This window comes from Vallicoccus soli (assembly GCF_003594885.1).
In the GTDB taxonomy this organism is placed as follows: Bacteria; Actinomycetota; Actinomycetes; order Motilibacterales; family Motilibacteraceae; genus Vallicoccus; species Vallicoccus soli.
The window spans coordinates 1-18,519 of the sequence record NZ_QZEZ01000014.1; the positions used below are offsets into that span (position 1 = coordinate 1).

An 18,519-nucleotide genomic window follows, 5' to 3' on the forward strand; every position below is an offset into this window, starting at 1 on the left:
TCCGGGTCGTCCGGGTCGTCCGGGTCGTCCGGGTCGTCCGGGTCGTCCGGGTCGTCCGGGTCGGGCAACCCGTGGGTGCGCTCGTGAGCGACCACTCGGACGACACCGCCCGTTGGGCCGAGGCCGACGAGCTAGCGGATCGGGCCGGGGCGTTGGACGACGTCGAGGAACTGGTCGAGGTCGACCTGGACGGCCCCGACGACTACCCGGACCCGGACGGCGACCCGTACGGACCTACGTCGGCGAGGACCGGGAGCATCGGCGCCGAGGCCGGGGGAGAGGAGCCGCAGCTCTACTACCCGACGCTCGACGTGTTCGTGCGCGAGCTGTTGGCCCCCACGTACCGGCGGGTGATCGACGGCCGCCACCGCAGCTGGTGCCCGCAATGGTGGCGCCACGGCGAAGCGATCGCCCGCCTCGAGGCGCTGTGGCGAGCCTGGGAGCACCTGCGCCACGACCCGGCTATCGGGGCGTCGTCGTGGTTCCGCGATCACGCCGACCCTCACATGGCCGTCCTGTTCGACCCCGACGCCGGCCCGTTCAAGTACTGCACCAGCGAGCAGGGACACAGCCCTCGCCTGCAGCCACTTCCACTCGATGCGCCCCCCGAGGGGCTCTTCCAACTACCTACACCATGAGTTTAGGCGGACTGGAGTCAGACGCACGACGTGTACCACAGTAGTTGATTGCGAGCGCGGGGAACTCAGACTGGTGTGGAACCCTCGCACACAGTGGCCGTTCTCCCAACGTTTCACTCTTGCGACCTCCATCTCGTCACGAAGGCTCCCGACATGCCGCGTGGATCCCCTTACCGGCAGATCGTGCCGTAGTGGGCGTGCTCGGACCGCTATGCCTACGGCACGGACGACCATCGCTTCGCCTTGGCCAACGCACTTGCCGCCGGAGTGGACCAGATGACGCAATGGCGCGTACGGCTGCCGGAGGTTGCGGCACACTCGCAGTGCTAGCTTTGCGCCCTTTGGAGGGGGAGCAGTGATTGATAGGGCGACGACCGTTGTTCTAGGCACGGCGCTGATCGCTACGGCCTCGGCGGCGCTCGCCTTAACTACACAGGGAGGCGACGCAGCCTCAGTTTCTTCGCCTCCTGCGACTGACGGTCGGGCAACCGCCCTGGCTCCCGAGGAGATCCTATTCAGAGCCACCACCGGCGTTAGCTATCTGTTCGGCGGGGACGACTTTGGGTCGCAGAAGGAGCCGGACCCCGCGTCGCTACTCGTACTCACGCGGGGATGTCCACCGAGCGATGCACACCTGACAGCCTTCGACGGCCGCGGCTCTATGGGCGACGCCACGAACGGCCAGGACAGAGTCCTCGTTGACGTAAAAGGCGCCACCCTATTATTGAGGCCCAGCACGGAGAAGGAGTTAACACCTGAGGAGCGAAGCAACGGCATCTGCTCCGTCACCCTTGAGCCACGCGAGCGCCTTGTGAGCCTTCAAGCAGCGGGCAAAGGGCTAGTACTACTTAGCGATAGTGCGCCGGCGGACGCCGCCGCAGCTAAGGCCGTTCTGTGGAAGTACAGGACACAGGTCACCTCCACACCGCAGGTCTTCTTTCTGGCGCTACTTGTTGGCTTAGGGCTCCCGCCCCTCGTCCTCATTGCCGGCGAGATAGGTGCGAACAGGGGATTCAAGTGGCTCAAGACCGCGAAGGAGAACCCGGAGGTAGGGACGCAGGAAGCTGATGGCCTTTTCCAGGGGGAGAACGCCCCGTTGGCCGCCCTCAGCGCGTTGGCGGCCCTGGGCGTCGTGCTCTTTAATGAAGGCGGGCTCTTCCGTAGGGCGTCCAGCCCGTATGACGTCACCGGTGCCCTCGTCCTTGTGGCAGTTGCGACCGCACTTGGCGCCGCCGCTCTTCTTGTCGTTGCGGCCAAGCGACGACACCGAAGCGGTGGGATTGCCTATCGCTGGCTACTAGTCGGGGGGTGGCTGCACGTCAGCGGCGCCGCTGTTTCGGCTTTCGCCCTGACTATAGTCGTTGCTCATATGGTGCGAGCTGAGGACCGCCAACCAGTCCCATGGTGGGCGCTTGTTGCTGTGATAGTTCTGTGCTGGCTCGGTGGTCGACCGCTGACGAGAGTGATTGAACAGCCGAGCCCTGAGACTACGACGCGCATCCGCGCCTTGCAAGAGGCGATTTCACAGGCAGATGAAGCGGCACATGAGGCAAGCATGGCTGAAGCGGCAACGACCCGTGCGCGTAGCCTTTTTCGCGCGCGTGTCGACAATGGCAAGGTCACCGGAGAGATCGCCCTTGTAAGGAGTGCGGCGACGAGGGCGGTGGGGTGTGCCGAGGACAGCGCGAGGTCAGCAACAAAGGTTCTGGAACCCAAGCGGAAGGCTGAACTGGCACAAATGCTTGACCTCGCCCGTCAGGCAGCAGGCGAGGCAGACAAGGCGCGCGTTGCCGCCCTGGGCCTTGACTTGTTTGACGGCAGGCAGCTTAACCGGGCGACCCTCCAACAGGCAGTCGGGGAGGCAAGATCCGCGACAAGCGAGGCGGGTGGTCTCCTGCAGAAGGCTGCGACCAAGATCGAGCGGCTGCCCGGGTTCGGTTCCAGCCAGTTACCACGGGCACTCAGCGCAGTCACTGCTGCAAGGGACTCCGCGTTCTCTGCGATGGCCGACGCCGAAGAAATCTGTGGTGCCCTAGACGAAGAGGCCCCGCTTCCTGATGATGCGGTCGAGGAGCACATTGGGGAACTCTCGGAGAAGCTTACGGAGCTCGTGCGGGGGACCGACGAGGCTATCGCGCAGATACGTCGCTATTGGCCGGTACTTTCTGATCCGAAGCTGGAGCGCGCAATCTCGTACGCTCAAGAGGCTGCGAGGGAGTCGGGGCTGGCCGATCAGGCAGCAAGGGAAGCGGAGCAGCGGCTGCGGGCGCGGGAGGGTGTGGATGAGAGTTTGCGCTCCGCACACTGGAGAGCAACGAGGGCGGGCAGATTCGCCCGAGAAGTCGGCGAGTCCCTCAGACAAGATTGAGCAGGCAGGGCGCGGGACTTGGGGCCGGGGGTTTGCGCAGGAGGCAGGGGTTCGCGGCCGAAAGCATCTCGTCGTCGCCGTCGCTCAGCCGCGCGCCGACCAGGGTGACCCTCCGTGCGTTCAGATCCGCGAACTGCGCGTCCACCCGCCGAGCTTGGGGGGTATCGCTTGGGCATGATGTTGAACCCTTGAAGCGAGGCCGCAGTCTCATAGGCGGAGAAGTCAACTCAACTTTGGGCAGTCCCAGTGCCCCATGGCGACTCCCTCCCTGAGGCGAGCTTCTGGACCCTCTCCACCCGACTCCCTTGAAAGACGGTTCGCCCACTGGACAGTTGGGTGCCGCGGGTGGCCCCGCGGTCGGGGGCTCACGCCAGCAACGCGGGCAGCAGCGAGCTCGCCTGCTTCCGGCGAGGGGCTTGACCATCGCTAGGTAGGGCTTAGTTGGTGTAGCAGGCGACGGCACAGCGGGCAGCCCGCCAGTTGAAGGCGCGGCTGACCATCACGTCAATGCGACCGGCTGTTCGGTTCCGTGGTTCTACTTCGCGACCAACGCAGAGAGGAGCGCTTGCAGTCTTGTCCTGCCAAGTTGACCCCTAGCGAGCCCGTGCTTCCGCATCTCGCCGATAATTTGTCTTATGTCAGGCTAAACTCTTCCTGCCTGCCCTCGCCGCCGGCATCGCTGCGCCCTCCTCCGACCGCGCCGGCCGGCCGGGCTGGTCCGCGCTGCTGGAGCCCGGTCGAGCAGTTGGTGGAGCGCTCGGCGGTATCCGCTCTCGTCTGCTCACCTCGGTCGAGCGGCGAGGACGCCGCTCAGGTGGCGGATCTGCGCGACGCGCTCGGTGGCGGCGGCCCCGGACCGCAGCGCCAGCACCTCCTCGCCGGCCTTTAGGAACATCCACCCGTCCGAGGACCACACTGGGCGAGTGGGACCGCCCGTGGGTCCGGGCAGGAGCTCGAGCGGGGTTCCGCCGCCGATCCGCGCGAGGTACGTGCGGCCCGCGGTGCCGTCCTGAGCTGCCCGCAGGGTCTGCGTGAACGCGACGACCGTCCGGCAGTCCGCGGACGCGAACAACCCACCGGGCAGGATCAGCCCCTCAGGGAGCGGCACCCGGCCCAGCGGCTTCCCGCTGTCGGCGTCGACGACCTCGATCGGGTCGACCGGACCGCGGCTGTAGTCCCGCCCGGGCGGCGAGCCGGTCGTCACCAAGCAGCCGTCGCCCACTGCTGCGACCTCCCGCCCGCGCGGGAGCATCCGCCGCGCCCGCGGCGTCGTGAGGACCGCTCCCCCACGTTGGTCGTCATACATGTGGAGCGTGCGCCCGTCGGCCGACGCCGAGTCGCCAGCCGCGCCCGGGTCGGTCCGAGACTGCGCCAGTGCCTCCTCGTCATCGAGGACCGGGCCGAGCCGCCCCGAGTCCACGTCGTACCAGCGGTGGTCGGCGATGTCGTAGTCGTTGCCGGTCGAGATCGCCACGAGAAGGCGGTGGTGCGTGGGCACGGCCGGGCGCACGGGCTCCTCCTGCACCCAGACCCAGCCGGCGACAACGACCGCGACCAGCACCGCGCCGGAAGCCCTGAGCGCCGAGCGTCCTCGGTGTCGGTCTCTGGCTCCCGACTCCCCGCTGGCGCTCATCACCCGGCGACCATAGCCGGGGGTGTCTCCCGCCGTCCCGACGCCGGACCGACCCGTTACACCCCAGACGGCGGGGCGCCTGCGCCGTGCGAGTGAGGCTCAGCCAGTCCGACGTCGCACTCGGACAGGGAGCAACCATCCTGCGTCGCGTCCCAGCCCATCGTGAAGATCCACGTTCCGCTCGGAACTAGCTCCGGCACCTGTGGCATGGACGACGCGACGGGAGCTTGGACGAACTGGACGAGGTGACGCCTCACGGATCGCAGTTCAGGAGAGGCGGCAGGACGGCGGCTTCGGAGCGAAGCGCCAAGACGCACCCTCGCTCCGAGTCGCCGCCCCTCCAAACCCTAGAAGAGGTCGAAACCCTCACCGTCAAGCTCGGCGGCGCCTCGGGCAGCTCGAGCCACTTCCTGGTGCGGGTAATCGGCTACTTCACCAAGACCGGCACCACCGGCGGGCAGAACAGCGACGCCGCGGCGGTGCAGTACCCGGTGCTGGCGGACCCGACGGTGCGCGGCGCCGGCAGCAGCGACCCGCAGGGCGGCGCTGGGCAGGTCACCGGCGAGGGCGCCTCGTCCAGCGCCGGCGGTGGGGGCGTGTTCGGGTGCGGCGCGGCGTTGCACGAGGTGGACAACTCCACGTGCCAGGGCGGGTCGGTGAACTCGCTTTCCGGGGAGTTCGTGCTCACCGACGTCGACCTGACCCGCCCTGGTCGCGGTCTGGGCTTCGGGTTCAGCCGCGCGTACCGCTCCGGGCGCACCACGGCCGGGCCGATGGGCCCGGGCTGGACCCACTCGTACAACACCCGGATGAACCGCTCGAGCACCGGCGACGTCAGCGTGGACTCCGGCGACGGGCAGTCGCTGAAGTTCACCAAGACCGGCACGACCACCTTCTCCGCGCCGGCCGAGGCCCGCTCCACGATGCGGATCAGCGACTCCTTCTGGGAGCTCACCCAGCGCAACCAGGTCGTGTCCCGCTTCAACGCGCGGCAGTGTCTCCTTGCGCGTATCCCGAACGCCGCGCGTCGAAGGTTATCAGCGTACCTACCGACCTCAATTAGTTGGCTGACAGCTGACATGGATGATATGCGAATGGCGCATTTCTTGCTAGGATGACTCGTATGTCTTCCCTTGGGCCTCGTGGCACTCTTGTAACACGCACTGTCCTGTACGGCTCGATCGCCGCAGCGTTCGGTGGAGTACTCCTCTTTCGATCGAATGACGGGTTCGATTGGCCGCCGAGCGCGGGTGAAGTGCTTACTCTTGTCGTGGTAGCGCTGCTTGTTGGATTTGTCGGCGCCGCCGGGGAATCGTGGGGTCGAACCTCGGGAAAACGGTAAGCCACTCTTTCGCCTCGCGCCGCACCCACAGCCCGCGGCGCGAGGTGCGAGGTGCGAGGTGCGGGGTGCGAGGTGCGCGAGCGTCCTCGAGTAGCTGTATATAGTCGCGGACAGGGTGGCTGGCTCGATCTCTGAATCGCCGGCTGGCGCAAACGTGCCAAGTCGAGCAGCGCGGTCTGTGGCAGGTTCAGGGACCGAGCGTCTCGCTGCGTTGTCTTGCCCTGGCGGCTCCAGACCGGCTCCCCTTGCGGGCCCGGGGAGCCTCTGCGGGCGCCTGAGCCACCGCATCACAAGGCGGCCGGGCCTGGAAGGTGTCAGCCAGCACCCGGGCCTGCACCACCTCCGCTTGGGCGACACCCTTCAGCGACGCCGACAAGCCGCGGCGGCGCTCCGCGGTGTCGTACGCCGCGTCACCGGCCGGCTGGAGTGACCCCGCGCGCTCCTGCTCCCCCGCACCCTCGGCGCTGTCGGCGCGGTCGGCGTCGACGAGCAGTCGGGCCGCCTCGCTCTCCTCGCGGCCGACCTGCCGGCGCTGGGTGCCGACCTCGCCCTCGGCGATCCCGCGCCGTGCCAGCGCCTCGCGCACTGCGGCCGGGTCGGCGCCGGGGGCGTCGACGCCGACGCCGTACCGCTCGTGAACCTCCTGGCGGATGCGTTCGGCGGCGCGGTGCGCGTCGGGGTCGATCCGCTCCCACGCCCGGGCGGTCTCCCACGCCTGGGCGACGTCCTGCGGCTGGGCGCGGTCCCACCACTCCGAGCGCTGCACCGGAGCCAGCTGGGCCCGGGCCGCGGAGCGCTCCGCGGCGAGGCGCGCGGCGAGCTCGCGGGCCTGCTGCTCGCTGGCGGCGCGGGCCTCCTGGGCGGCCTGCTCCCGCGCCCGGGCAATGACCTCAGCTACCCGGCCTGCTGCGGTCAGCCCCACTCGCAGCATGTCGTCGAACGTCTCGCCCATGCCGTCGCTCTCACCAGACCACTCGGCCACGATCCCTCCTCCCGCGCGCGTGCGCGCTCATCGCCCTGCTCATCGCTCGGTCTCGTTGCCCCGGTCGGCCCTTCGCCCGGGTGCTCCGGGTCGGCCGGGGCGCTGGCCCGCCCCGAGCCGCGCAGCCGGTTGGGGCGGCCACAGCCGGTTCGGGATCGGCGCACCGGACTCTCTCTGCTTCCCGGATTCGTCGGTTGGCTCGAGCGGCACCCGGCTCCCCATCGGGACCTGCCCGGCCCGCGCCACCCGCAGCGCCTCGGCGGCCTCCTCGTCGACGCCCAGCCGCAGCCCTTCCCCGTCCCGGCGGGCAGCCGCGGCCGCTGGCTGGTCGACGGCTCGGCCGCTGGGCTGGTGGGTCGGCACCGGGGGGAGCGCGTCGCGGACCTGCACCAGCTGGTGGCTGAGCACGGACACGAGCTCCTGCGCCCGGGTCGCCTCCTGCATGGCGGTGTGCGCCTGCCGGACCGCGATCGCGGTGTGTGCCAGCTGGCGCAACATCACCGCCTGTGCGACGGTGCCGCGCCCGCCACGCGCCGCGGAGGCGAACAGCAGCGCGGCGCCCTTCGCCGACGGCAGCGGGGCGGTCCCGAGCTGTGGTCCCTGCCGCACCTGGTGCGCGGGCAGCTGCGCGGACTTCGCCAGCGCGTCCGCCGTGGCGGCCAGCGGCCCCGGAGTGGCTTCGACCGCGGTCGACCAGGCGGCGAACGCCCCGGAGGTCTCCCGCGCGACGTGCGCCCAGGTGACCCGGTCGTGCGCGGGGACGTCGGCGAGGCGCTGGCGCAGCTCGGCGACCTCGCGGGCGTAGCGGCGCCACAGCTGCGGGTCCGGCTCGGACGCTTCCCGGCCCGGCTGCACGACCCGCCGCCCGCGCTTAGCGGCGTTCCACTCCGCCGCCGCCGCCGTGGCGTACTGCGGGCTGTCCGGCCAATCCACGCGCAGCCGCGGCAGAGTCAGGTCGCGGGCCAGGTGCCCGCCGCCGTACCAGATCGGCCGCTCTCTCAGGCCCACTCCTGCCGACGTCCGGGCCGGGCCGGCGGGTCGCTGGGCGACGGAGTAGCCCACCACGACGTCGGCGCGGCCGGAGGCGTACCGGGGGCGGGCGAGCAGCCCGGCGCGGCGCAGCCGGCGCACGAACTCCGCCTCATCGCCCGCGGCGGCGGCGCAGCCGCGCACCGTGCGGGCCAGCGACGCGCGCACCGGCTCCGGTGCGCCGGTGCGCTGGGCCTTGGCCAGCTCCGCCGGCTTCGCCCCCCGCGTAGCGTGCCCGGCGCCGCGGCTCTCCAGCACCTGCAGTCCGTGCTTGCGCTCGAGCTCCCCGGCCAGGCGCTGCGCGCTCGGCCGGTCGTTCCACACGCTGGCCTTGGTGCCGTCCTCCCGCACCAGCGACACCGCGACGTGCACGTGGTCGTTGCCGTTGGACGACAGGCCGTGGCGCACCGCGACCCACCGGCACGGCGCCTTCCCCTGCCCCGACGTGCCCCATCCGGTGTCGCCGGTGAAGCCCATGCCGTCGACGAAGTCGTGCGCGATCGCGGCCCACTGCTCGTCGCTGAGCTGCCCCTCCTCAGCGCGCAGGCTCAGCGAGCAGTGCCACACCGAACCCCCGGGCACGTCGACGTCGTACATGCGCCGCGGCGCGTCCAACTCCCGCGCGATCCGCAGCGCGTCCTCGCGGCTGAGCTCGGTGTCGTCGTGCCACGCCATCACCGCCGGGTCACCGGCGACCAGGTGCGGCTCGGTGTGCTCGTTGTGCCGTCCCGGGCCGGCCAGGTACACCAGCAGACCGCTCATCCGCTCACCGCGGGTGATGTTCGGCATCACGACCGAACCACCCCGCACACGCCCCATGCCGAGCCCCAGGCACCCGCCGCTGTCATACCTTCGCGACCTTCTCCATGGCGTCGTCGAGGCGCTCGACGACCCGGCGCACCGCCTGCAACGTGGCGTGCGCGTCAGCCGGGAACTCCTCGCCGGCGTTGGCGTGCCGGGCGATCTGGTTGACGTTGTTCGACACCGCCGCGAGCAGCCGCCGGATCGCGAACATCTCCGCCAACGCGTCCCGCCGCTGCGTCGGCGTGACCACTCCCCCAGCCGCCAGTCCGGCCGCCCCAGTCGCCCCAGCCGCGCCGACGGCTCCGCCAACACCTGCGCTGGTGTGCAGCGTCAACGCCGCCTCGATCAACAGCCGCGGCACCGTCACCCGCTGCGCCTCCGCCGCCTGCACCAGCCGCGCCTCCTCCTCCGGAGTCACCAACACCCGGTGACTGTGCCGCCGCCCACCGGCCACATTCGCGCGCCGCCGACGACCGAACCGGCTCCGCTTCGGCGTCCCGACATCAGCACCGTCAGGGGCGCCAGCGGGGGCATCGGCAGGGGCATCCGCCGGCGTCTCGTCGGACACGACACCACCCTCCCGCCCAGTGCTGTTCCCCGCCCGGGCACGTCTCAGCCCAGCGCAGCGACCCCGCCTCCGCGCGGGGACTCACACGCCAGTGTGCCCGGCCTCGACACCCTGTGTCGAGGCCGGCCTACGTTTACGGCATGTAAATGCATAGCTTGCTCTGCCAAGAGGCCGCCAGGGTTTCGCGCCGGTAGGCGCGGGGTCCGGGTCGGCGCCGCTGCGCGGCGCTACACGACACTTGGTACTTCCATGCCACCAAGCTGCCGCAACTACGCTGCTGCCATGACGACGAACCTCTCCCCCGACGCGGTCGCCGACGCCGCCCAGCGACTACTCAACGACCGCATCAACGCGGTGCGCGCCCTCGCCGAGGCCCGCCAGGCGCGCAACGACGCCCGGGCCCAGCTCGACGAGGCCGAGCGCGCCGACGCCGCCGCCTACGCCGCCGCACAGCGCGCCGGCTGGAGCACCGATGAGCTGCGTAAGGTCGGCTTCGACGAGCCCACCCGCAAGGCCCCCGGTCGCCCCCGCCGCCAGCGCACAACCCGCTCGACGTCGGCCACCAGCGACCCGGCGAGCGAGCAGGACTGACCGTGTCCGAGCACATGGACCCGCGACTGGTTCCACTGCAGCTCGGCGGCCTCCTCCTCGCCCTCCTCGGCACCGTGGTGACGATCCTGGAAGACACGGCCCTCTCGCCTGGATCGGCGTGGCGGCGCGGGCGCTCGGGGTCCTGACGCTCCTCGGCGCGTCGCTCTGGCTCGCCCGGACGCAGCGGCGCGACAGCCGGCTGACCCCGCTGCCCTGCAGCCCTACTACGGCCCTGCAGCCCTACTCGGCCCTGCGGGCCGTCCCCGAGCCGGCTTACGCCGGCACTGAGAGCGTCTCTCTTCTCCCCCTCCCGGCCGCACAAGTCTGCGGGCGCGGCGGCTCCAGGCAAGGTCGTACGTCCTCGCTGCGCTGCGGGCGCTCCACCTTGCCCTCCACCACCTCAACCGCCCGCGGACGCCTTGCTTGCCGGGAGGGGGCGAAGAACGGTCGGCCACCCATACCACCGTCGATTCTGAGATCGGTCATGTCCACATCGGCCAGGTGAGCGCGAGCACGCCCACGAGCCAGACGACGTTGACCACCCACCTGTCCGGACGCCCGAGCTCCCGCACCACCGCCACCAAGAACTCCCACATCCGGGGGCCCCACCCTTCTCCAGCTTCGGCTCCTCAGCGACCAGGGACTCCCCCTTTATCGCCCGACATCTGCTGTAACTCCAAGAGGCGGGAACTGGTTACGCGCAGGGCTCTGCCCGCTTGCCAGAGCGGTCCGCTGGGCCGCTGCGACAGCTATCGCGCCACGACTAGCAGGGCGACGTGCTCGTCGACGACGGCTCGGAGCAGGCGGTGGAACGGCCGCGCGGCGCGTGCGGCCAGCAGCGGCGCTACGCCCTAGGGCTGCCTGACCGGCCAGGTGATCAGGCCCGACTTCAGCGCGAACCCGCATCGACCGGTCTGGCCGCAACGAAGGCCCTACAGTTCACGACGTGCCGCTTCGCGTGCGTGACGGTCGTAGCCCGAACGCTCCGTGGAGGGCTGCCGTCGAGCGAGGCGTGCGAGCACTCGGCAGCCCGGCCCTGGAAGTGGTGGCCGCCGACGACTTCGACGGCGCCGTCCGCGAGCTCACCGGCTCCACCACCTACTCAGCTGACCGCGGCACCGGCACCGTGGGCGCAAAGACCCTCGTCACGGCTGACGGTCCCGTGATCGTCGTCAACACCAAGGTGCTGACGGACGCGGACCTCACGCTCGTAGAGCGGGCGCTCGCCCACGAGACCGGGCACGCGCTGATCAACGGCCGCGGCGAGGTAGTCGAGGGGCGCCGTGCCCTGGCCAGCTCGGACTGGGCGTGGCACCTGCTCTGCATCGCAGGGTCCGCGATGCAGGAGGTCAGGTGCGAACGAGCCGTCGGGGAGCTCGGCTACTCCGCCACCGACAGTGCGACCGCCGAGCACATCGTCGAGGTACTCCACGCGACGACGGTGGAACTCCTTCAGGCCATCCAAGACCCCGCCTCCCAGGACCCGTGGGTCTTCATGCAGGCCGTGATGCAGCTGCTCGACCGCCTGACGAAGGTCCTGGCGTACGCCGCCGCTGAGTCGCTGCGCATCGGCGAGCCCCCCGCGATCGCGGCGGAGGGCGCCCTCGCACTCGACGCGTGGCAGGAGTACGTCGCGCCCACGTGGGAGCGCCGGCTCGCGCTCTACGAGGGCCTGCCGCCGGCAACCGCTGCGATGTCGGAGGCCAACTGGCACCAGTCCCTGGTCGAGGGTGCGTTGCTCGAGCACGACCTCCTGCGCTGCCTCGGTTTCGAGTTTGAGGACTCTGTTGGCGGCGGTTACGGCTTCTACCGCCGCATCGACGACGACCGTCTCGCCAAGTGGGTCCGACGCGGACTCGCGCAGGAAGCCCTCTACGAGCAGCGGGAGTCGGCCACGGGCTGAGCGCCGGCAGGGCAGCACAGCTCAGAAGTCATCCCACAACCACGTCCCGCTCGGCACGTACGCCGGCGCAGCTGCTCTGCTGCAGCCACGCCTGGACCTCGTCGCGGTACCAGCCGCGAATGCCCGCGATGACCAGCGCGGGGACGGGAAACGGGCCGCAGTAGCGCTGGCGGCAACGCCCGCGGGTGCACAGCTCGAGCCGCTCGACCGCGACGTCGAGGCCCTCGGCGAGCTCGAGGACCCCGATGAGCTGCAACAGCGCCCGCTCACTGTCCTCCTCCCGCTCCTGCCCCAGCCGCACGTCGACGGGTGCGACCCTGGCCGGCTGCAGCAGGGCCCCCCCCCCCCCGCGGCGACAGGCCGGCCTCGACGAGCCGGCCCGGCCAGCGGCGCTCCACCCACCCAGCTACTTCGTCGCGGCGCCACCGCCGCTCACCGTGCCCGCCAGCCGCGAGCTCCTCGCGCAGCTGACCCGAGCTGACCGACCCGACCCCGATCGCGTCGGACATGCCGAGCAGGCCGTCGAGGTCGTCACGAGTCGCCGAACGGATCTCCACCCCACCTGACTAGCCGTAGCTCTGGTGCGACGGCAAGCGAGATCCGGGACCCCTCCTGCAATGCGTGAAAGGGCTCGGGGCCGACGACTCCTCCTGCAGCGTCCTGAGCACCCGCGGCCACCGCTACTGCGCGGCGCCCTGTTCGCCTGTTTTGGAGAGAGTCAAGAGTGAGGCGCGAGCCGAGCAGCTTGCGACCAGCGCCAGAGATTCGACGGCTTCCTAGTACTCGAACGGCTCGCGCAGCTCCACGTCTCGGGCGTAGCTGATCTCGACCACTGCGGGACGCGCGAAGATCGTGTCCGTGTCGATCTCCTCGATCGCGGCCATGATCTTTTCTTCCAACTGCTCCATGCCGCTATCAGTGATCTTCCTGCCTCCCTTGACCGGCAGCGTGACCAGGACGCGGACAGCTCGGGTCCCCATCGTTCGGCCGGTCGCCTTCTTCTTCACTCGCGCCATGTGGCAACCTCCGGTGAACGTGCAAGTGGGTAATCTGCTCGCGTACCCTGCCGCCGGGCGGCCCCCGCATCGAGGGGCGACGATGGGCGTTGGTAGCGACGTCTAGCAGCTAAGCGCAGTCTCGACCACAATGTCTTATAAAGAGGGGGATGGTGAGCAGGAGGGACACTCCATAGACGAGATGATGTGGGTCGTGATGTGACGGGTGACCAACGGACCTTCGAGCCGGCCAAGGATCAGGGGATCACGCAGGGCTCGGTCGACGAAGGCGCCATTCGCATCGGTGGCAACAGCCACGGCTCCTGCGCTGTCCCATAACGCGAGGGCTTCGCCTCCTTCGTAGCCGGAGCGGTACCGAACGCCGTTAACGGGCGCGCCGGTGGGCTGGTCCTCGTAGATCGCCCGTGCCCACTGCTGGGTGAGGTCGCGCGCGTAGTGGCCGTCGGCCAGGGCGGGCAGCGCGCCGATGGTCTGGGCCGCGCCGGGGGCGGTCAGGTCGAACAGGACGAGCGGACGCACCGGACGAAGAACCGCGACCCGCCAGTTGGGGCACAACAGAGCCTCCTTGCTTTCCCCGAAGACCTCGCACGCGCTGGTGAGTAGGTTCTCGCCCACATAGAGCACGCTCCGTCCTTGCGGGTCGACGGCAGGCGCCGTGTGCGGTGGGGTGTGGGGGTCAAGGCGCGCCAGGGGCCCGAACACCCTGGCGCTGGCACCGCTGGGGGCGTGAGGTCCCTTGTGGTAGACCCGGGACCACCCCCAGGTACTGGTGGGCGCAGGGAGAGACCACGTCCATGTCAAAGTCGCGGAGCAGGACGGCAGTGGCCGCGACGGCGGGTCAAGCGGCCTTACCACCCTGCGGCGGAGAGGGACCGGGCGACGGACACAACGCGGTCGACAGCACCTCGGGCGAGCGCTTGCGCGGGTGTGTGCCCGTCGAGGTCGGGACTTGCTGTCGTTGCCCAGGAGGAGAGCGCAACGAGCCCACCCGGGAAGTGGGCCGCGACCCGGTCTAGCCCGGGAAGCACGCCGCGCTCGGTTTCCGCGTTCAATTGCCAGGCTGGGATGAGCCAGCGTCGGCCCTGCTTGAGGCCGAGCAGCCGGCGAGCCTCGAGCAGGTCCGTCACGGCTTGCTCTGAGGTGCCGAGCAGGGCTGCGGCGTCCGACCGCGTCAGTGAGGCCAGCTCCACGGCGCGACGGGCTTTGAACTGGAGTTGCAGGTTCGCCAGGACTCCCGCTGCTGTTTCCTCCCGGCGCGGCTGCGGACCCCAATAGGAGTCATAGGCCGACCCGTCCGCCCTTGGAGCTTGCGCAGCCTCGAGCAGGCGGGTTGCGGCGGTTGCGGAAGCATGCTCGAGAAGGTCGGCGACAGCGTCAAGCGCCTCGCGGACTTGTGGCGATCCCTTCGCGGCCTTCGATCGGCTTGGCCCGCGCTGCCGCGTTGATGTGCCGGTACCTGCGGTTGACCTGCCTCCCTTGGGAGCCATGGGATCCTGGTTGGGAGTCGCTGCCACCTCAGCCACGCCGGCCCGAGCGCGTGGACCGCGCCGCAGCACGTCGGCCTCCTTGGCTCCTACCTTCGCAGCCTTGCTCCACCTAACCCTTGACCTACTGACCCGCTTGACCTGGGAGTACTTCGCCCTGGGGAGGGCCACGGCCCGACGAGTGGAAGTAGTAAGACCTGGCATCGCCTCACACTACGCGTCCCGACCCGCGCTCGCAAGATACGCAAGCAACGCAGCACGCAGGGCTGCACCGGTACCTGCAGCACTGAAGCGCCGCGGCACCCGGCACGGCGAGGCACGGCACGGCACGGCACCGTGCCGAGCTGCTGCCGTCGTCCGAGGCGGGGGCGCGAACGGTTCGTCGAGGCTGAGTAGCAGCAGCGCCTGGGGCTCGGCGCGGGCTGCGCGCCAAGTGCAAGCCCAGGGCACAGCAGCGAGACGGCTAGCACCAGGTACACCGCCCAGCGCAGAAGGTGCACGCGGCGCCGCGCACCAACCCATAACGGCGGCCGAGGCGAGCAGCACCGTCCACATCACGGCACCGCCCCTGACCGGCGGCGCTACCGGCCCGCGCGGCGCTCATTCTCGTACTCCCAGATCAAGACGCGCCTGAATCACCGACTGGGCCACCGCGGGTCCAGCGATCAACTCCCCGACCATCGGTTCGAGGTTGGCCCCAACGTAGCGAACACGCTCGAGGTCCGGCCGGCGACCGCCGTGAACTAACGAGTGCCGCATCTTGAACGCTTCTGCGACCAGAGCAGTGGGTTCCTCGGCGTGCGAGCCAGCGTTTACCTGCTGGGCGAGAGTCTTCGCGCCCTTGGTGGTTGACTCATATGCCAGGCTACGCAGGGCGTTCGACAGCGCTTCGCGCTCCGAGGCCTCCAGAGCACTGTTCCTCGAGGTGCGCTCAACCAGTTCCGTGAGGTACTTGACCGTCGCTTGAGGCCGCTGACGTCGCTCGATCAGACATTCTACGGCCATTACGAGCAGGACGACTCGGACGTCGGCTAGATGGGAACTTCGCAGCGAGGCGGTGAACAGATCGAAAGCAACTTCGTCCACCTCGTTAAGCGAGTCTCCGCCCATAGCCGCCGCGACCGAGGCCCGCAGCACGGTCTCCCCGACCACGATGTGGCCACTCGCAGTTGCGGAGCTGAACTGGGGACTTGGCTCCGACGGGAAAACCATAATGTCCCAAGAGTCCCGGTACACAGGGATGCCCGTCTCTCGCGTGATCTGCTCTAAAATGACGTCGGTGAAACCCCCCATATTGGGATTGCGTAGCCCGAAGTTGGCTCCGAGTTTAACTCCGGCCAACGCTTTCTGCATCCCGTTGCGCCATTGCTCGCCAGCCGCCCTGGCCAACGATTCACTCAGATAGCCGCTGCCCAATATGCACATCATGCTCGCTTCAGAAAGGGGCTTATCCTCCAGGCTTCTCAGTTGAATCGAGGTGCTATCGTCCTCGAATAGCAGAACAGTCGGTTCCGAGAAGGGGAGTCGCCCGCCAGGCGCCAACTCGAACCGCTGGCGAAAATTGAAGCGCTTAGCCATGCCGAGCCGCCGAACTACCGCACTGGTCGCGGCAAACCCAGCCCGCCCGATCGCCTGTGGCGGCGAAAAGCCTGGCCCAACTGTTCGAACGGGTTAGTGAATGCAACGACGGCCGCCTCTCGATGCACGGAGATGTGGACGTGGTCATAGTGCCCGCCGGCGATGTCGCCGGGGCTGTAGACGCCGCCGGAGTACGGGCACCAGCCCTCGTCGGCGCGCTGAACGTTCCAGGTCTGACCGAACCACACAAGTAGGAGATGCCGTACCTCCCGGCCTGCCTGATCTGCAGCGCCGCGAGAGCGTCTCCCTGGGCTTTGCCGACGGCCGAAGGGAGTTACTCGCCGGGACCGAAGAGCGCTCGCAGCGCGACCGCGGGCACGACCCTGCTAGCCACCTCGAGGAAAAGGTGCGAGGTGGCGGTGTCAGAGGGCACTGTTGCTGGTGGCGGAACGGCCCGCGAGCCCAACGAGAAGCAAGCCCGCCAGTTGGACGACGGAGAAGGAGGCCGACCGGCCGCCGGCAGGCCGGCGCCACGGCCACGGCACGGCCACGGCACGACCGCGAACCTGCCCACGGGGGGAAGCAGGGGGCCGAGGGGAAAGGTGCGTGCGCCCGGTCACGATGCTCGACTACCTGCACCGGCTGCGGATCAAGTCCAACTTCCTGGACGACGAGGCACCGATCCCGCGGCCCGGGGCCCGGCCCGCATCATCCGACGAGTAAGGCCCATGCCAGGCGGCGTTCTGGACCCGCCGCTGCCTGGTTCGCCTCGGTCGGGATCACCGTCGACCGGGCGCTGACCGACCACGGCGCCTGCTACCGCTCCGGCCCGTTCGCGCCGCGCTCCGGCACCATGGAGCAGGTGCACGGTGCAGTGACGAGGACGAGGGGCCCGGACCTCGGGCTGGAGGTCTCCCGCCCGAGGTCCGGGCTTCCGACTGGCTAGCGGTGCTCTGCCCCCGGCTGGTCGTCCGTCGAGATGACGACGACGTCACGGGGTTGAGGTGACCGGGTCGCTGGTCGGAGTGCGTTGAGGGCGCGCTCAGCCGCCCTGCTGACTTGGGTGAGGTTCTCGGCGGTGCGGTCGTGGTACTGCGGCGGCACCTGGTGAATGACGGACTTCAGGTCGAGCAGCTCCGTGACCATCTTGGCCAGGGCGACGTTGCCCCTGATGGCCCTCTCGGCCAGCCTGGAGAGGATCTCCGGAGCCGCGAGCTGGGCCTTGGCGTCGGCCTCCTGGATGCGCTGGTAGGTCCGCGCCTTGACCAGCTCCTCGTCCTCGACGGCCCGCGCAGCCGCAGCGACGCGGCGGCTCCGCGTCTTCGACCGGTCGATGACGGCGGCCCTCACCTGCGGGTCGCGGAGCAGCTCCTCGGCCCTCTCCACCTTCGTGCGGAGCTTGTTCGGCAGGCCGCCGGCCATCTCCTCGTCGAGCAGGGCGCTGACGCGGTCCGGGCGGTTCGCCACCGTGGAGTGCTTGGAGTGGGAGATGCCGAGCAGACGGGCGCCGGGCGGCCAGGCCTGCGACGTCCGGTAGCAGTCCTTCAGCAGGCCCAGCGACAGGCCGGTCTCCCCGGAGAAGAGCTCCAGGCGTCGCTGGGCCGCCGACTTCTCCGCCCTCGTTCTCCCGGGCGGGATCGCCTCGACGGCGAGGTCGCCGATGGCCCACCGGTCGAGGGGGTCCGCCTGGGCCAGGCGGACCCCCTCGGCCACGCAGGCCTCCCAGGACAGGGAGGTCAAGAGTGCTAGCCCTTCGCGTGGCCCGACACGATGGCCTTCGCCGGCTTGGTCGCCGGACTCGCGTCGAGGGCGGCGAAGTCCGGGGCGGCGACCTGCATCAGACGACCCACCGCCGTGGTCACGTGCGAGCCGAGCTCGCGCTTCATCCGCTCGCTGATGCCCTCGAACGTCATGCCGACCATGGTGCAGTCGTCGCGGACGCCGCCGCTGACCTTGACCAGCTGGTCCCCGCGAGGGCGGACGTAGAACTCAATGATGAGGTCCTGGGCGTCCGTGGCGGCCTTCACCGTCACAGGGGCGCCGTCCCGGGTGGTCTTGGCCTCGATGAGCAGGAGGCTCCTCTGCACGATCAGCGCCTGCACTGCACCGGCGCGGCTGGTCTTGCCCAGCGTGCCCCACAGCAGTGCGGACACCTCGCTGATCGCCTTGTCCCGCTCCTCGAGCTCGGGGTGGTCCTTCGGGTGCTTCTTGAGCAGCGTCCGCTCCTCGTCGGAGAGCTCGTACTTCTCCCGGAAGCCAGGAAGCACCTTGTCGAGGACCTGCTGCTTGGTGAGCCCCGCCTGGAAAAGCGTCGTCTTCTTGTCGAGCACGTCCTGTGCCGACGACCGGACGGGGTTGCGCAGGAACACGTCGCGCAGTGACAGCGCGAGTGTGTTCTGCTCGAGGGTCCTGGTGTCCTCGTCCCAGTAGCCCTGCACGGCGAGGGCCTCGAGAGCCAGGTCGTTGTCGCGCCAGCTCATGGCTGATCCAATCCCTCGTGCGGGTCGGCTCCCCAGTGGAGCGTTGCCGGTCAGAGGAGGCAAAGACTAGCAGCCGAGTGCGCGTCCAGCGCGGCTTCCGACG

General features: G+C 69.7%; 16 protein-coding genes. 5 read left to right on the top strand and 11 right to left on the bottom strand.

The window, feature by feature from the left end:
* Positions 1-83 precede the first annotated feature (83 nt).
* Both D5H78_RS18655 and D5H78_RS19115 read left to right on the top strand, forming a co-directional pair.
* Positions 84-638: a DUF4913 domain-containing protein gene (locus D5H78_RS18655; RefSeq protein ID WP_218566805.1), complete on the top strand. Its 555-nt coding sequence runs from the start codon at positions 84-86 to the stop codon at positions 636-638.
* A gap of 355 nt (positions 639-993) precedes the next feature.
* The gene (locus D5H78_RS19115) at positions 994-3,006 is read left to right on the top strand and encodes a coiled-coil domain-containing protein (protein WP_133412096.1); all 2,013 of its coding nucleotides are present in this window, start codon (positions 994-996) and stop codon (positions 3,004-3,006) included.
* On the opposite strand, the gene D5H78_RS19490 is transcribed toward D5H78_RS19115, so the two are convergent.
* Complete coding sequence (locus tag D5H78_RS19490; protein ID WP_165865801.1) at positions 2,993-3,151, bottom strand: hypothetical protein; 159 nt, start codon at positions 3,149-3,151, stop codon at positions 2,993-2,995. The genes D5H78_RS19115 and D5H78_RS19490 overlap by 14 nt on opposite strands.
* Before the next feature lie 636 nt (positions 3,152-3,787).
* Positions 3,788-4,567 carry a hypothetical protein gene (locus D5H78_RS18665; protein WP_119952025.1) on the bottom strand — a complete coding sequence of 260 codons (780 nt, stop codon included), beginning with the start codon at positions 4,565-4,567 and terminating at the stop codon, positions 3,788-3,790.
* 485 nt (positions 4,568-5,052) lie between these two features.
* Between D5H78_RS18665 and D5H78_RS18670 the strand changes: the two genes are divergently transcribed.
* Positions 5,053-5,757: a DUF6531 domain-containing protein gene (locus D5H78_RS18670; protein ID WP_133412097.1), complete on the top strand. Its 705-nt coding sequence runs from the start codon at positions 5,053-5,055 to the stop codon at positions 5,755-5,757.
* A gap of 411 nt (positions 5,758-6,168) precedes the next feature.
* Here D5H78_RS18670 and D5H78_RS18675 read toward each other — a convergent pair whose 3' ends face one another.
* The 3 genes from D5H78_RS18675 to D5H78_RS20375 form a co-directional block, all read right to left on the bottom strand.
* Positions 6,169-6,963, bottom strand: coding sequence for a hypothetical protein (locus tag D5H78_RS18675; RefSeq protein ID WP_218566806.1), 795 nt, complete (start codon positions 6,961-6,963; stop codon positions 6,169-6,171).
* A 39-nt stretch (positions 6,964-7,002) separates the two neighbouring features.
* On the bottom strand, positions 7,003-8,754 hold the full coding sequence (locus tag D5H78_RS18680; protein WP_133412098.1) for a relaxase/mobilization nuclease domain-containing protein: 1,752 nt from the start codon (positions 8,752-8,754) through the stop codon (positions 7,003-7,005).
* 82 nt (positions 8,755-8,836) lie between these two features.
* Positions 8,837-9,364, bottom strand: coding sequence for a MobC family plasmid mobilization relaxosome protein (locus D5H78_RS20375; protein ID WP_218566807.1), 528 nt, complete (start codon positions 9,362-9,364; stop codon positions 8,837-8,839).
* A 282-nt stretch (positions 9,365-9,646) separates the two neighbouring features.
* Here D5H78_RS20375 and D5H78_RS18690 point away from each other — a divergent pair, with 282 nt between their 5' ends.
* Both D5H78_RS18690 and D5H78_RS18695 read left to right on the top strand, forming a co-directional pair.
* Entirely contained in the window at positions 9,647-9,955 is a 309-nt protein-coding gene (locus tag D5H78_RS18690) for a hypothetical protein (RefSeq protein WP_119952029.1), read from the top strand.
* Positions 9,956-10,901: 946 nt separating this feature from the next.
* Positions 10,902-11,858 carry a hypothetical protein gene (locus tag D5H78_RS18695; RefSeq protein ID WP_165865802.1) on the top strand — a complete coding sequence of 319 codons (957 nt, stop codon included), beginning with the start codon at positions 10,902-10,904 and terminating at the stop codon, positions 11,856-11,858.
* 28 nt (positions 11,859-11,886) lie between these two features.
* On the opposite strand, the gene D5H78_RS18700 is transcribed toward D5H78_RS18695, so the two are convergent.
* From D5H78_RS18700 to D5H78_RS18730, 6 genes are all read right to left on the bottom strand, one after another.
* Complete coding sequence (locus D5H78_RS18700; protein WP_119952031.1) at positions 11,887-12,159, bottom strand: hypothetical protein; 273 nt, start codon at positions 12,157-12,159, stop codon at positions 11,887-11,889.
* A gap of 475 nt (positions 12,160-12,634) precedes the next feature.
* Positions 12,635-12,874, bottom strand: coding sequence for a hypothetical protein (locus D5H78_RS18705; protein WP_119952032.1), 240 nt, complete (start codon positions 12,872-12,874; stop codon positions 12,635-12,637).
* A 135-nt stretch (positions 12,875-13,009) separates the two neighbouring features.
* Positions 13,010-13,576 carry an RES family NAD+ phosphorylase gene (locus tag D5H78_RS18710; protein WP_119952033.1) on the bottom strand — a complete coding sequence of 189 codons (567 nt, stop codon included), beginning with the start codon at positions 13,574-13,576 and terminating at the stop codon, positions 13,010-13,012.
* Positions 13,577-14,958: 1,382 nt separating this feature from the next.
* Positions 14,959-15,936, bottom strand: a complete 978-nt coding sequence (locus D5H78_RS18720) for a hypothetical protein (RefSeq protein ID WP_119952035.1) — start codon at positions 15,934-15,936, stop codon at positions 14,959-14,961.
* 942 nt (positions 15,937-16,878) lie between these two features.
* Complete coding sequence (locus tag D5H78_RS18725) at positions 16,879-17,649, bottom strand: hypothetical protein (protein WP_119952036.1); 771 nt, start codon at positions 17,647-17,649, stop codon at positions 16,879-16,881.
* Between the two features lie 32 nt (positions 17,650-17,681).
* Entirely contained in the window at positions 17,682-18,416 is a 735-nt protein-coding gene (locus tag D5H78_RS18730) for a hypothetical protein (protein ID WP_119952037.1), read from the bottom strand.
* Positions 18,417-18,519: the final 103 nt, after the last annotated feature.